Raw genomic sequence first — 13008 nt, forward strand, 5'->3', positions numbered from 1 at the left:
TCAACCGTCGGCATGCCGTCCGTTCTGCTACCAACACATTGTACGAACCAGAATCCTTTATAAACCACTGGACAGGTCAAATACATATCAGTGTCACGATGCCGGGCGCGCCCGCGGCAATGGTCCGCTCGACCTGCACGCGCATGGCGTCGCGATCAAGCTGGTTGTGTTCATCGAAATAAGCATAGAGGACCGGCCAGATGCCGGCGGGTGAATAGTCGTGTTTCAAAGTCATATGCATTGAACCTGATCTTCGATGTTCAGTGAGAGTCGCGCGGCACGGGTGCACCGCTCGCGCCGACCAGGAAATCGAGGTCCGCGCCCTCGTCCGCCTGCAGCACGTGATCAACGTAGAGCTTCACATAACCGCGCAGGGGAGACGCCGGCCTTGACCACGCCGCACGCCGCCGTTCAAGCTCTTCATCGGACACGTCGAGATGCAGCCGGCGCGCCTCGACATCGAGTTCGATCATGTCGCCGGTCTGCACGAACGCCAGCGGACCGCCCGCCGCCGCTTCCGGCGACACATGCAACACGACCGCGCCATACGCGGTACCGCTCATCCGGCCATCCGAGATACGGACCATGTCCGTAATGCCTTTTTGCAGCACTTTTTTCGGCAGCGGCATGTTGCCAACTTCAGCGAAACCCGGATAACCCTTCGGCCCCGCGCCCTTCAACACCATCACGCAATGCTCGTCGATATCGAGCGTTTCGTCGTCCACCTTCGCGTGCAACTCCTCCACGGTCTCGAACACGACCGCGCGGCCGCGATGTTTCAGCAAATGTTGCGTTGCCGCCGATGGTTTGATCACCGCGCCGTTCGGAGCAAGATTTCCCCTCAGCACAGCGATACCGGCCTTGGGCTTGAACGGCGCGGCAAACAGCGTGATGACTTTTTCGTCGTCATTGCGGGCACCGGACACGTTGTCCCAGATCGTCTTGCCGTTCACGGTCAGCGCGCCCTTGTGCAGCAAACCTTGTTCGCCAAGCTGCTTCAGCACGGCCGGCAAGCCACCCGCGTAGTAGAAGTCCTCCATCAGGTATTCGCCCGACGGCTGGAGATTCACGAGACACGGCACGCCCGAACCCAGTTCCCAGTCGTCGAGGGTCAACGGCACGCCAATGCGCCTGGCGAGCGCGATCAGATGCACGACCGCGTTCGTCGATCCGCCAATCGCGGCATTCGTGCGAATCGCGTTCTCGAAGGCTTCGCGCGTAAGGATGCGGTCCATGGTGAGGTCCTCGTGCACCATGTCGACAATACGCCGGCCCGCCATATGCGCCAGCACCTGACGGCGGGCGTCGACGGCTGGAATGGCTGCGTTATGCGGCAAGCCCATGCCCAGCGCTTCGACCATCGACGCCATGGTGGAGGCCGTGCCCATCGTCATGCAATGTCCTCGCGAACGGTTCATGCACGACTCGGCTTCAGTGAATTCCTCTTGCGTCATGGTGCCCGCGCGCACTTCCTCCGACATCTGCCAGACACCCGTGCCCGAGCCGATAGGCTTGCCGCGATACCGGCCGTTCAGCATCGGTCCGCCGGATACAGCAAGCGCGGGCAGGTTGCACGACGCCGCACCCATCAGCAACGCGGGCGTGGTCTTGTCGCAGCCGACAAGCAGGATCACTCCGTCAAGCGGATTGCCGCGAATGGATTCCTCCACATCCATGGATGCGAGATTGCGAAACAGCATGGCGGTCGGTCGCAGGTTCGACTCGCCGAGGGACATCACCGGGAATTCGAGCGGCAGCCCGCCCGCCTCTCGAACACCGCGCTTCACGTACTCGGCCAGCTCGCGAAAATGAGCGTTGCACGGTGTCAGTTCCGACCAGGTGTTGCAGATACCGATCACCGGACGGCCATCGAAATTGTCGTGAGGAATGCCCTGGTTTTTCATCCACGAGCGGTGAATGAAACCATCCTTGCCGTGTGTGCCGAACCATTGTTGCGAGCGAAGTTTGCGCATGTCCTTGTCTCCTGGCGCAGGGCCGTTGTGGGTTGTTGTAGGTCGTTGTGAAGGATGGGCTTGCCGGTTCGGTGACTACGCGCGATTACCCGACGTCCTGTTCTTGCGAGTCCGCATGGCTGGTTACCTGATCGCCGGCTGCCACCGCTGTACGCACCGCGGTCTTCTCAAGCGCGTTGAAGTCACGTTGCGTCGCGAGCAGCAACCGCGTCATTGCCGTGTGCGCCTCTGCGGGCTGGCGGCGCCGGATCGAATCGAACACTGCACGATGCTGCTCCAGCGACGCCTGCGCCGATAACGCTTGCCCACCGGTCAGGCGAATACCCGCGTCCAGCGCAGCCCGGACCGTGCCGATCAAATGCGTGAAAACCCAATTCCCGGCCGCCTCGATAATGCCCGCGTGAAAGGCAACGTCCGCTGCCGCCCAGCCCGCGCCGCGCGTGCCATCCGCCTCGCTGGCCATTGCGTTGAGCGACGCTTCGATACGAACCAGGTCATCCTCGGACGCTCGTGCCGCGGCGAGCTCGGCGGCTCGTGGTTCGACCAACAGACGCGCCTCGACGAGCGCCTGAAAAAAAGACACGTCGTCCACGCGCAATACCGCCACGCCCAACACTGACGCGTCCAGCAATTTCCACGACTCGCGCGCAAGAACGGTCGCACCCTTGCGCCGTCTGCTCTCGATCAGGCCGAGTGATGCGAGCTTCTGCATTGCCTCCCGCGCCGCCGTCCGGCTCACGCCGTGCGCAGTGGCGAGTTCCATTTCATTCGGCAAGCTCGCGCCGACCGGGTAGGCGCCCGAAAGAATCGCGTCGACGAGATGGACGACGATCGCCTCATGAAGCTTCGTCATGGTCGGCGAGGCTGCGTTTTCTGGTTTCATCGAAGCGGTGAGCTCATGTGAGTCGAGAAGTTAAATCATACATAATCATTGGCAAAAAACCGAATATGTACGACATAATTTCACACTCACCCAAGGTCAGCGGAAACCGTTGTCGGTCGTGACAGGCCATCCAGAGGGCCGCTGAGCTTCATTCCTGGTGACTCAGACAGAAACCCGCGCGTGCGATACAGACGTGCTGAGAGAGTCCAGGCGCTTGCCCGGGAACTCACAGTGAATAGCAGTTGATCGGCGATGCCCGGCCGGACGCCCCGGTCAGAAACGCGGGAGTAAGGTCTTCAGCCCAACCGGCGGCCTATGCCTGCGCGAATAAACCCGACCCGACAGTGGAATGCAGCAGTCAGAGCAATTTTTCGATATCACTGGAAAGCGCGTCCGGTTTCGTCACCGAGCCGAACCGGGTGATCACGTTGCCTTCCTTGTCGACCAGGAACTTGGTGAAGTTCCACTTGATGCCCTCGGTCCCGAGCACGCCCGGCGCCTCTTCGGTCAGATAGCGGAACAGCGGATGCGCATTCGCCCCGTTTACGTCGATCTTCGCAAACATGGGAAACGTGACGCCGAAGTTCTGCTCGCAAAAGCTGCCAATTTGAGCCGCGTCGCCCGGTTCCTGCTTGCCGAACTGGTTGCACGGGAAGCCCAGCACCACAAAGCCGCGCTCTGCGTAACGTTCGTACAACTCCTGCAAACCCTTGTACTGCGGCGTGAATCCGCACTCGCTCGCCGTGTTCACGATCAACAGCACCTTGCCCTGGTAGCTCTCCATGCTGACGGTTTCACCGCCGAGGGTTTCCGCTGAAAACGAGTAGATAGGGTTCATTCGATGCTCCGCTTGAAAAAATCCAGTCTAAGCGAAACACGGGTCAAAAAACATCTGACCGAACGGCCAACGGCGCGCCAACGTCGATGAGGCGGCGGCGACCACCCGCGCCGGTCTAAAATAGCGTTTTCCCGTACTCGCCTGGGTCTCCACGCCGTGATTCGCTTCAACCAGTTCAGTCTTGCCCGCGGCATCAAACCGCTCTTCGAACAGATTACGTTCGCGCTCAATCCTGGCGAAAAGGCGGGGCTCATCGGCGCTAACGGCGCGGGCAAGTCCACGCTCTTCTCCGTGCTGCGCGGCGATCTGCACGCCGACGGTGGCGATTTCTCGATGCCTCCGTCGTGGCAAATCGCGCACGTCGCGCAGGAAACGCCGGCCGTGGACCGCACCGCGCTCGACTACACGCTCGACGGCGACACGCAATTGCGGCGCATCGAAGCGCGAATTGCGGCGGCATCGGCGGCTCACGACGGCGCCGCTGAAGCCGACGCGCACGCCGCCTTCGCCGACGCCGACGGTTACACCGCCCCCGCCCGTGCCGAAACCCTGCTGATCGGCCTGGGCTTTACGCTCGCGCAAACGAAAGAACCGGTGACGAGCTTCTCCGGCGGCTGGCGCATGCGCCTGAACCTCGCGCAGGCGCTGATGTGCCGTTCGGACTTGTTGCTGCTCGACGAACCCACGAACCACCTGGATCTCGATGCCATCGTGTGGCTGGAAGACTGGCTGCATCGTTATCCGGGAACGCTGATCGTGATCTCGCACGATCGTGAATTCCTCGATTCCGTCTGCAACGTGACGCTGCATCTGGAGAACCGGCAAATCAAGCGGTACGGCGGCAATTACAGCCAGTTCGAAATCCTGCGCGCACAGCAGATCGCGTTGCAACAGAGCGCGTACGAGAAACAGCAAAAGACGGTGGAGCATTTGCAAAGCTTCATCAACCGTTTCAAGGCGCAGGCGACCAAGGCAAAGCAGGCGCAAAGCCGCGTGAAGGCACTGGAGCGCATGGAAATCATCGCGCCGGCGCACGCGTCTTCGCCGTTCACGTTCGAATTCCGCACGCCCGATGCCGCGCCGAACCCGATGATGGTGATGGAGGCCGTGCGCTGCGGTTATCACACGGATGCGGGTGAAGTGCCGATCGTGGAAGGTGTCACGCTGTCCATCCAGAACGGCCAGCGAATCGGCCTGCTGGGCGCAAACGGCCAGGGAAAATCGACACTCATCAAGACGCTGGCGGGCACGCTTGAAGCGTTGAGCGGAACGGTGCGCGAGGGTAAGGGCCTGCGGATTGGCTATTTCGCGCAGCATCAACTCGAAACGCTGCGTCCCGATGACTCCGCGCTCCAGCACGTCGCGCGCCTTGCTCCGGACACGCGCGAACAGGAATTACGCGATTTCCTCGGCGGGTTCAATTTTTCCGGCGAGATGGCGACCGCGAAGATCGCGCCGTTTTCCGGCGGAGAAAAGGCACGGCTCGCGCTTGCGCTGATCATCTGGCAAAAGCCCAATTTGCTTCTGCTCGACGAACCGACGAACCATCTGGATCTTGAAACGCGTCACGCGCTGACCATGGCGCTCGCGCAATTCGAGGGCACGCTGATCCTGGTGTCGCACGATCGCCATTTGCTGCGCGCCACCACGGATAATTTCATGCTCGTGGCCAAACATCGGCTGCAGCCGTTCGACGGCGATCTCGACGACTATCGCGACTGGCTGCTGCAGCACGCGGCCGAGCAGCGGGCGGCAGCCAAGGAGATAAGCGGCAACGGCAATGGTTCAGCGGACGATTCTTTGGAATCGGGGCAGAACCGCAAGGAGCAGCGTCGTCTGGAAGCACAAGAGCGGCAGAAGCTCTCGCATTTGAAAAAGCCGCTGCAATCGCGGATTTCGAAGATCGAGAAGGAGATGGACAAGCTGAATGCCGAGAAAGCGCAGCTCGATATTTTCGTGGCCGACGCCGCCAGTTACGAGCCTGCCATGAAGACGAAACTCACTGAATCGATTCGCTGCCAGGCCGATGTGAACGGTCAATTGGAAGCGCTCGAAGCGCAATGGCTCGAGGCGCACGAGGAACTGGAACAGATTGGCTGAATGCCCGCTGCTCAACCAGCCTTAACGCCTGGGCAGGGTTTGGCGCGGCATTCCTTCGTCGTCGACGAGTACGTGCTTGCGTCCCTTCACGTGGCGCCGGATGGTCGCCACCACCTCGTCTTCGGTCACGTCTTCGGCCACTACGCGACGCGATATCTGCCCTTCAGCGTCGATCCACTCGACGATCCGGCACCCGCCGCCCCATGGCTGCTGAATGGGCGCGGACACACGGCAGCCGCGCAGATGGAATGAAGGGCGAGACAAAGTTTGATCTGCGTGTTTCAAGGCGTGGTCCTTTTTCCTTTTGCGCTCGTATCCGGGTTTGTCGCGATACAAGGATAGAAAAAGCCCGCCCCCCGTGGGTTACATGAACCTCGCGGTTTTTTACGTCACATTACTAAGGGACGGATCGGCGACGCCCTCGCGGCGAACCCCGTGTGACCCTGACGCCGCGGTGGATGATGTCAGGCCAGCGACCGCACCCGATCGATCGCCTCTTCAATCCGGTCGACCGCGATCACTTCCAGCCCGTCGATAGGCTGCTTCGGCGCATTCGCCTTTGGAATCAGCGCGATCGAGAAGCCCAGTTTCGCAGCCTCCTTCAAACGGTCCTGGCCTCGCGGCGACGGCCTGATTTCACCCGCCAGCCCGACTTCGCCGAACACGATCAAACCCTTGGGCAACGCCTTGTTACGCATCGACGAATGGATCGCGAGCAGCACGGCCAGATCGGCCGCGGGTTCCGTAATCTTCACGCCGCCCACGGCATTCAGGAATACGTCCTGATCGAAGCACGCAATGCCCGCGTGCCGATGCAACACGGCCAGCAGCAAGGCAAGCCGGTTCTGTTCGAGCCCTACGGCAAGACGGCGCGGATTCGGGACATGCGCGGTATCGACCAGCGCCTGCACTTCCACCAGCAGCGGCCGCGAACCTTCCTGCGTCACCAGCACGCACGAACCCGGAACGCTCTGCTCATGCTGCGATAAAAACAGCGCCGATGGATTCGCGACGCCGCGCAAACCGCGCTCGGTCATCGCGAATACACCAAGTTCGTTCACCGCGCCGAAGCGGTTCTTGAACGCGCGCACAAGGCGAAACGATGAATGGGTATCGCCTTCGAAGTACAGCACCGTATCCACGATGTGCTCAAGCACACGCGGCCCGGCGAGATTGCCCTCTTTGGTCACGTGGCCAACCATGATGATGGTCGTACCCGTTTGCTTCGCGATCCGCGTCAGTTGCGCCGCGCATTCACGCACTTGCGCAACCGACCCCGGCGCGGAGGTCAGCGCTTCAGAGTAAACGGTCTGGATTGAGTCGATGACCGCAACTTCCGGCCTCTCGGTATCGATAGTCGCCTGGATTCGCTCTAGCTGGATTTCCGCCAGCAAGCGCAAATCGGGCGCTGCGTTGCCGGAATCGCCGAGCAGGCCGAGCCGCTGTGCGCGCAACGCGATCTGCGCGCCGGACTCTTCGCCGCTGATATAGAGCGCAGGCCGCTCGCGGGCGATCTCCGCCAGCGATTGCAGCAGCAGCGTGGATTTCCCGATGCCCGGGTCGCCGCCGATCAGCACCACGCCGCCGGCCACCAGGCCACCGCCCAGCACCCGGTCGAATTCACCAATGCCCGTGGTAAAGCGCGGCACATCCGACGCTTCGATCTCGGACAAGCGCTGCACCGGCGAGGTCTTCGCGAGTGCTTGAAAGCGATGCGCCGACGGCGATTCCGCCACCGACTCGACCAGCGTATTCCACGCTCCGCATGCGGTACATTGGCCTTGCCATTTCGGCGCCTGGCCGCCGCATTCGGTACATACGTACAGTGTCTTGACCTTCGCTACTTTCGCCACTCGCCTTCCTGAATTCCGTCGTTACATATCCAGATACTCAACGCAAACCCGCTCTACTCCGCCCGCATTGGCACACGCGGCGCGACTGCGCACATCAACTCATAGCCGATCGTGCCGCACGCTGCCGCGACATCATCGATTGGCAATTTCGTGCCCCACAACTCCACGGGGGCACCGATCCCGGCAGTTGGGACCGGAGTGAGATCGACCGTCAGCATGTCCATGGAGACGCGGCCGACAACCCGCGTCAGCACGCCATCGACGATAACCGGGGTGCCTTCGGGCGCCACTCGAGGATAACCGTCCGCATAACCGCACGCCACTACGCCGATCCGCATAGGACCTGTAGCCGAGAACACCGAACCGTAGCCGATCGAGTGCCCCGCCGGCACCGTCTGCACCCCGATCAGCTCCGACGCGAGCGTCATGGCGGGCTTCAATCCAGTGCTGGCGATATCGGCTGTTTTGCCCGACGGCGAAGCCCCGTACAAAATGATGCCGGGACGTACCCAGTCGAAATGCGAAGCCGCATGCCAGAGCGTTGCCGCCGAGTTCGCGAGGCTGCGCGCGCCTGCGATGCCTTCGGCGCCGCGCTCGAACGCTTCGAGTTGATGGCCGATCCCGCGCGGACCATCGGCATCGGAGAAGTGGGTCATCAGCGTGATCTGGCCAACGCCCTGCACGGCTCGCGCACGTTCCCACGCTGCCCGGAAGCGCTCCGGGGTATAACCGAGCCGGTTCATGCCGCTGTTCATTTTCAACTGGATATTCACCGGCTTCGATAATCGCGCCATTTCCAGCATCCGCAACTGTTCATCGCAATGCACTGCCGTAGTCAGGCTATAACGATCGATCACATCGATATCCGTCGGACGGAAAAAACCTTCCAGCAGCAGGATGGGCCCGGCCCAGCCGAGCTCACGCAACTTGACCGCTTCTTCGAGGTCGAGAAGACCGAAGCCGTCGGTGGCGCGCAATCCGGGGAACGCTCGCGCCACGCCGTGGCCATAGGCATTAGCCTTGACGACAGCCCATATCTTGGATTTCGGCGCGTGGCGGCGTGCGACAGCGAGATTGTTGGCGAGTGCTGCGGTGTGGATCGTGGCGGATATGGGGCGCGGCATGGGAGTTCGGTTGGAAAAAGCGGTGATTATGCGAGAGCGGCCGCAGCTTGACAGTGAGTTGCCTGAGAAGGCTGCGTTTCAAACCCGGCACGGTGGCAGCCGATCGTGCCCTATTGGTGCCCGGTTCATTATCATTCGGGGACGTTACAAGGCTGCTCGGAGTTGATCAGTCAGGCATCAATCATTGCATATGATGGCCGCTTGATGAGAGACCGTGCACGTGGTGATAAATTCGAAAATACCCGATAGCGAGGCCAATAGCTGAATCAGTACCTGAATCAATACCTTATCACCGCCTTGCAGACCGTTGACGTTCCGGCCTGAACGTCTGCGAATTGTCATGCAGGTTACTGCTAGGCAGAATGCGCCTATTTTCGTGTTATAAAGCCGTGCACACAACCCATTTCGAACAGAAATTGCCTGAACGGGAGCCTGAGCGCAAAACCGGACGCGAGAGACGAGCGCGCCGTGTGCGAGCGGGGCGGATTACCCGCAGTGCGGACTAGCATCGGATCAGATGAAAAAAGGTTTTTACACCATCATGGCCGCGCAGTTTTTCTCGTCGCTGGCCGACAACGCCCTTCTGATCGCTGCGATCGCACTGCTGAAAGATCTTCACGCTCCGAACTGGATGACACCGCTGCTCAAGCTTTTTTTTGTGCTGTCATACGTTGTTCTGGCCGCTTTCGTCGGTGCCTTCGCAGACTCGAGACCGAAGGGCCACGTGATGTTCGTCACCAACTCGATCAAGGTCGTCGGCTGCCTGACCATGCTGGTCGGTGCGCATCCGTTGCTCGCCTACGGCATTGTCGGATTCGGCGCCGCGGCGTATTCGCCGGCGAAATACGGCATCCTCACGGAGCTCTTGCCCGCCGACCGTCTGGTCGCGGCGAACGGCTGGATCGAGGGCACGACGGTGGGCTCGATCATCCTTGGCACCGTCATGGGCGGTGCGTTGATCAGTCCGCACATTGCCTCGCACATCCTTCAGTTACATATCCCCAAGGTCGATACCCCCGCCGAAGCCGCGATGCTCGTGATCGTGCTCATGTACATTGTCGCGGCCCTCTTCAATCTGCGGATTCCCGACACCGGCGCGCGTTATCCGAAGCAGGAACATCGCCCGCTCAAACTGATCACCGATTTCGCCGATTGTTTCAACGTGCTCTGGCACGACAAGCTCGGCCAGATCTCGCTTGCCGTGACCACGCTGTTCTGGGGCGCGGGCGCGACGTTGCAGTTCATCGTGCTCAAGTGGGCCGAAGTGTCGCTCGGCATGTCGTTGTCGGAGGCCGCCATCCTGCAGGCGATCATCGCGGTCGGCGTGGCGGTAGGCGCTATCCTTGCAGCCGCGCGCGTGCCGCTGAAAAAATCGCTGTCCGTGCTGCCGGTCGGGATTGTGATGGGCATCGCGGTGATGCTGCTCGCGTTTTATTCCAGGCATCTGTTCCCTGTGCACTGGGGCATCTATTTCGGCCGCATGCATCTTCCGGGGTATCTGATCTGCGCGTATATCTTCCTGATGATTGTCGGCGGGCTGTCGGGCTTTTTCGTCGTGCCGATGAACGCGCTGCTGCAGCATCGTGGTCACGTGCTGTTGTCCGCGGGTCACTCTATTGCGGTGCAGAATTTCAACGAGAACCTGTCAGTGCTCGTGATGCTGTGCCTGTATGCCGTGCTCGTCTGGCTCGACGTGCCGATTCAATTCGTGATCGTGCTGTTCGGCACCTTCGTCTGCCTGATGATGTACTTCGTGATGCGGCGGCATCAGGCCAATCAGCGCGCCTTCGATTCGGTCGCGCTGATTGGTGAATCAAGGCATTGAGCGCGGGCTTTGCGGCTGGCCAGGGCGTGTGAGTCGCGCCTGAGCGGAACAAAGCAAAACCGCCAAAGCCTGAAACCACGCCGAGCATTGAACCGCCCGGCGCGCGATAATCCCGCTTATTACCCTTTTCTTCACACCCTGCCCATGCTCGCCGCCGATCTCTTTTCGTTCGCCGTGCGTGTGCGCGAACGCGCGCCGCTGGTCCACTGCCTGACGAATCTCGTTGTCACGAACTTCACGGCCAACGTGCTCCTCGCGCTGGGTGCCGCACCCGCAATGGTCGTCGCGCGCGAGGAAGTAGGTGAATTCGTCCCGCTGGCCAACGCCGTATCGGTGAATCTGGGCACGCTCGACCTGCCGCAAAGCAAGGCGATCCGCGCTGCCGTCGAAGCCGCCAACCGCGCGCATAAACCATGGGTGCTGGATCCGGTCGCGGTCGGCCCGTTGAGTTTCCGCACCGCCTTCGCGTTCGATCTGCTCGATGCGCATCCGGCCGTGATTCGCGGCAACGCGTCGGAGATCATCAGCTTGTCGGGGGGTGAATCGAGCGCGCGCGGCGTCGACAGCACCGCCCTCGCCGAAGCCGCGCTCGACGCAGCTCAGGTTCTTGCGCTGAATACAGGCGCCGTGGTCGCCGTCACAGGTCAAACCGATTACGTCACCGACGGCCGCCGGACAGTCGCGTTATCGAATGGATCGCCGTTGATGACCCGCGTGACCGGCGTGGGCTGTGCGTTGTCGGCGACGGTCGCAGCTTTTGTGGGCGTGGCCGAAGCCGATGACTTGTGGGCCGCGACCGTCGCCGCGATCGCTTACTCAACCATTGCGGGAGAACTGGCGTCGCGTGACGCTGCGTTGCCCGGCAGTTTCGCGGTCGCCTATCTCGACCGGCTGGCATCGCTCGATGCAAACCTGTTCGCCGCCACGCTCGTGTCGCGTGAGCTCGCGCCCGGCGCGTGATGAAGCCCGGATGACCCTCGATCTTGCGCTGTATCTTGTCCTCGATCCCGTCCAGTGCGGCGGCCATGCACGCGCGCTCGATGTGACGCGGGCCGCGCTCGATGGCGGCGTCACGATCGTGCAACTGCGCGCGCCTGAATGGCACAAACGCGCGTGGCTCAACCTCGCGCTCGACTTGCTGCCGCTGACACGCCTGCATGGCGTGCCGCTCATCATCAACGACCATGTGGATGTCGCGCTCGCGGCCGGCGCCGATGGCGTACATATCGGCCAGAAGGACTTGCCGCCGGATGTCGCAAGGACCTTGCTTGGGGCGCGGGCGCTGATCGGGTTGTCGGTATCGAATGACACGCAGGTCGATCACGCCAACACGCTGGGCAGCACGATTGATTACGTCGGCGTGGGACCGGTATTCGATACCCTGACCAAGCCGGACGCGTCGGCGGCGTGCGGTATCGACGGACTCGCCGCGCTGTGTGCGCGTTCCGTGCATCCGACTGTGGCTATCGGCGGAATCCAGTTGCACAACGCCGCCGATGTCAAACGCGCGGGGCCGGGAGGTATCGCGGTGGTATCGGCTATCTGCACCGCTGCCGACCCGCATCTCGCCGCGCGACAATTGCTTGAATCCTCTTGAAGACCATGACCCATCCAATCCCCAACGTCCTCACCATCGCCGGCTCCGATTCCGGCGGCGGCGCCGGAATCCAGGCTGACCTCAAGGCGTTCTCGGCACTCGGCGCTTACGGTTTGTCCGTCATCACGGCGCTCACCGCGCAGAACACGCGCGGCGTGACGGCCATTCATACGCCCGACGCGTCGTTCGTTACTGCCCAGCTTGACGCCGTTTTCGACGATATCCGCATCGATGCCGTGAAGATCGGCATGCTCGCCAACGCCGACGTCGTGCGCGCGGTAGCGGCCGCGTTGCGCCGGTATCGGCCTGTGCACGTGGTGCTTGATACGGTGATGATTTCCAAGAGCAACCATGCGTTGCTCGCGCCGGACGCCGTGGCGGCGTTGCGCGATGAACTGCTGCCGCTCGCGACGCTGGTCACGCCAAACTTGCCGGAAGCCGCTGCATTGCTGAACGTGGCAGCAGCCGAAGATGAGGACGCGATGGTGCTTCAGGGCGAAGCGCTGCGAGCGTTGGGCGCGCGGGCGGTGTTGATGAAGGGCGGCCATCTGAGTTCCGCCGATAGCCCCGACTGGCTGATCGAGGACAGCGGTGCGCTGCGGCTCGGCGGCCCGCGCGTGCCGCTGAAGAACACGCATGGGACCGGGTGCACGTTGTCGTCGTCGATCGCGGCGCTGCTGCCCCAACGCGATTCGCTCGCTACCGCTACCGCCGATGCCAAGCTCTATCTGACCGGCGCGATCGAACAGAGCGCGCGGCTGGAGGTCGGGCACGGGGTTGGCCCGGTGCATCATTTTTTCAGGTGGTGGTGAGGG

General features: G+C 61.8%; 12 protein-coding genes. 5 read left to right on the forward strand and 7 right to left on the reverse strand.

From position 1 onward, the window contains the following. Window positions 1–76: 76 nt before the first annotated feature. From ABH944_RS39855 to ABH944_RS39870, 4 genes are all read right to left on the reverse strand, one after another. Window positions 77–235 (reverse strand): hypothetical protein, encoded by a 159-nt coding sequence (locus tag ABH944_RS39855; RefSeq protein ID WP_404613983.1) that lies wholly within the window; start codon window positions 233–235, stop codon window positions 77–79. Window positions 236–260: 25 nt separating this feature from the next. After that, complete coding sequence (locus tag ABH944_RS39860) at window positions 261–1973, reverse strand: IlvD/Edd family dehydratase (protein ID WP_404613981.1); 1713 nt, start codon at window positions 1971–1973, stop codon at window positions 261–263. Window positions 1974–2058: 85 nt separating this feature from the next. Beyond that, window positions 2059–2856, reverse strand: a complete 798-nt coding sequence (locus ABH944_RS39865) for a FadR/GntR family transcriptional regulator (RefSeq protein ID WP_404613979.1) — start codon at window positions 2854–2856, stop codon at window positions 2059–2061. Window positions 2857–3214: 358 nt separating this feature from the next. Further along, entirely contained in the window at window positions 3215–3694 is a 480-nt protein-coding gene (locus ABH944_RS39870; protein ID WP_404613977.1) for a glutathione peroxidase, read from the reverse strand. A 156-nt stretch (window positions 3695–3850) separates the two neighbouring features. On the opposite strand from ABH944_RS39870, the gene ABH944_RS39875 reads away from it, so the two are divergent. Then, window positions 3851–5794 carry an ATP-binding cassette domain-containing protein gene (locus tag ABH944_RS39875; protein ID WP_404613975.1) on the forward strand — a complete coding sequence of 648 codons (1944 nt, stop codon included), beginning with the start codon at window positions 3851–3853 and terminating at the stop codon, window positions 5792–5794. Window positions 5795–5815: 21 nt separating this feature from the next. Here ABH944_RS39875 and ABH944_RS39880 read toward each other — a convergent pair whose 3' ends face one another. The 3 genes from ABH944_RS39880 to alr form a co-directional block, all read right to left on the reverse strand. Next, window positions 5816–6079 carry a DUF2866 domain-containing protein gene (locus tag ABH944_RS39880; RefSeq protein ID WP_075644028.1) on the reverse strand — a complete coding sequence of 88 codons (264 nt, stop codon included), beginning with the start codon at window positions 6077–6079 and terminating at the stop codon, window positions 5816–5818. A gap of 179 nt (window positions 6080–6258) precedes the next feature. Further along, the gene (gene radA, locus ABH944_RS39885; protein ID WP_404613973.1) at window positions 6259–7647 is read right to left on the reverse strand and encodes a DNA repair protein RadA; all 1389 of its coding nucleotides are present in this window, start codon (window positions 7645–7647) and stop codon (window positions 6259–6261) included. Window positions 7648–7700: 53 nt separating this feature from the next. After that, the gene (gene alr, locus ABH944_RS39890) at window positions 7701–8771 is read right to left on the reverse strand and encodes an alanine racemase (protein ID WP_404613971.1); all 1071 of its coding nucleotides are present in this window, start codon (window positions 8769–8771) and stop codon (window positions 7701–7703) included. A gap of 517 nt (window positions 8772–9288) precedes the next feature. Between alr and lplT the strand changes: the two genes are divergently transcribed. From lplT to thiD, 4 genes are all read left to right on the forward strand, one after another. Continuing rightward, window positions 9289–10596 carry a lysophospholipid transporter LplT gene (gene lplT / locus ABH944_RS39895; RefSeq protein ID WP_097262162.1) on the forward strand — a complete coding sequence of 436 codons (1308 nt, stop codon included), beginning with the start codon at window positions 9289–9291 and terminating at the stop codon, window positions 10594–10596. 144 nt (window positions 10597–10740) lie between these two features. Continuing rightward, window positions 10741–11556: a hydroxyethylthiazole kinase gene (thiM, locus tag ABH944_RS39900; protein ID WP_404613989.1), complete on the forward strand. Its 816-nt coding sequence runs from the start codon at window positions 10741–10743 to the stop codon at window positions 11554–11556. A 10-nt stretch (window positions 11557–11566) separates the two neighbouring features. Continuing rightward, a complete protein-coding gene (gene thiE, locus ABH944_RS39905) occupies window positions 11567–12193 on the forward strand; it encodes a thiamine phosphate synthase (RefSeq protein ID WP_404613968.1) in 627 nt (208 codons plus the stop codon). 5 nt (window positions 12194–12198) lie between these two features. Continuing rightward, window positions 12199–13005 carry a bifunctional hydroxymethylpyrimidine kinase/phosphomethylpyrimidine kinase gene (thiD, locus tag ABH944_RS39910; RefSeq protein ID WP_404613966.1) on the forward strand — a complete coding sequence of 269 codons (807 nt, stop codon included), beginning with the start codon at window positions 12199–12201 and terminating at the stop codon, window positions 13003–13005. Window positions 13006–13008 lie beyond the last annotated feature (3 nt).

The organism is Caballeronia udeis (genome assembly GCF_044909315.1).
GTDB classification, from domain to species: Bacteria; Pseudomonadota; Gammaproteobacteria; order Burkholderiales; family Burkholderiaceae; genus Caballeronia; species Caballeronia udeis_A.

Bases quoted from the DNA above. Each gene is read 5' to 3' on its own strand.
- ABH944_RS39855 (WP_404613983.1), bottom strand. From the start codon at position 235: ATGACTTTGAAACACGACTATTCACCCGCCGGCATCTGGCCGGTCCTC.
- ABH944_RS39860 (WP_404613981.1), bottom strand. From the start codon at position 1,973: ATGCGCAAACTTCGCTCGCAACAATGGTTCGGCACACACGGCAAGGAT.
- ABH944_RS39865 (WP_404613979.1), bottom strand. From the start codon at position 2,856: ATGAAACCAGAAAACGCAGCCTCGCCGACCATGACGAAGCTTCATGAG.
- ABH944_RS39870 (WP_404613977.1), bottom strand. From the start codon at position 3,694: ATGAACCCTATCTACTCGTTTTCAGCGGAAACCCTCGGCGGTGAAACC.
- alr (WP_404613971.1), bottom strand. From the start codon at position 8,771: ATGCCGCGCCCCATATCCGCCACGATCCACACCGCAGCACTCGCCAAC.
- lplT (WP_097262162.1), top strand. From the start codon at position 9,289: ATGAAAAAAGGTTTTTACACCATCATGGCCGCGCAGTTTTTCTCGTCG.
- thiM (WP_404613989.1), top strand. From the start codon at position 10,741: ATGCTCGCCGCCGATCTCTTTTCGTTCGCCGTGCGTGTGCGCGAACGC.
- thiE (WP_404613968.1), top strand. From the start codon at position 11,567: ATGACCCTCGATCTTGCGCTGTATCTTGTCCTCGATCCCGTCCAGTGC.
- thiD (WP_404613966.1), top strand. From the start codon at position 12,199: ATGACCCATCCAATCCCCAACGTCCTCACCATCGCCGGCTCCGATTCC.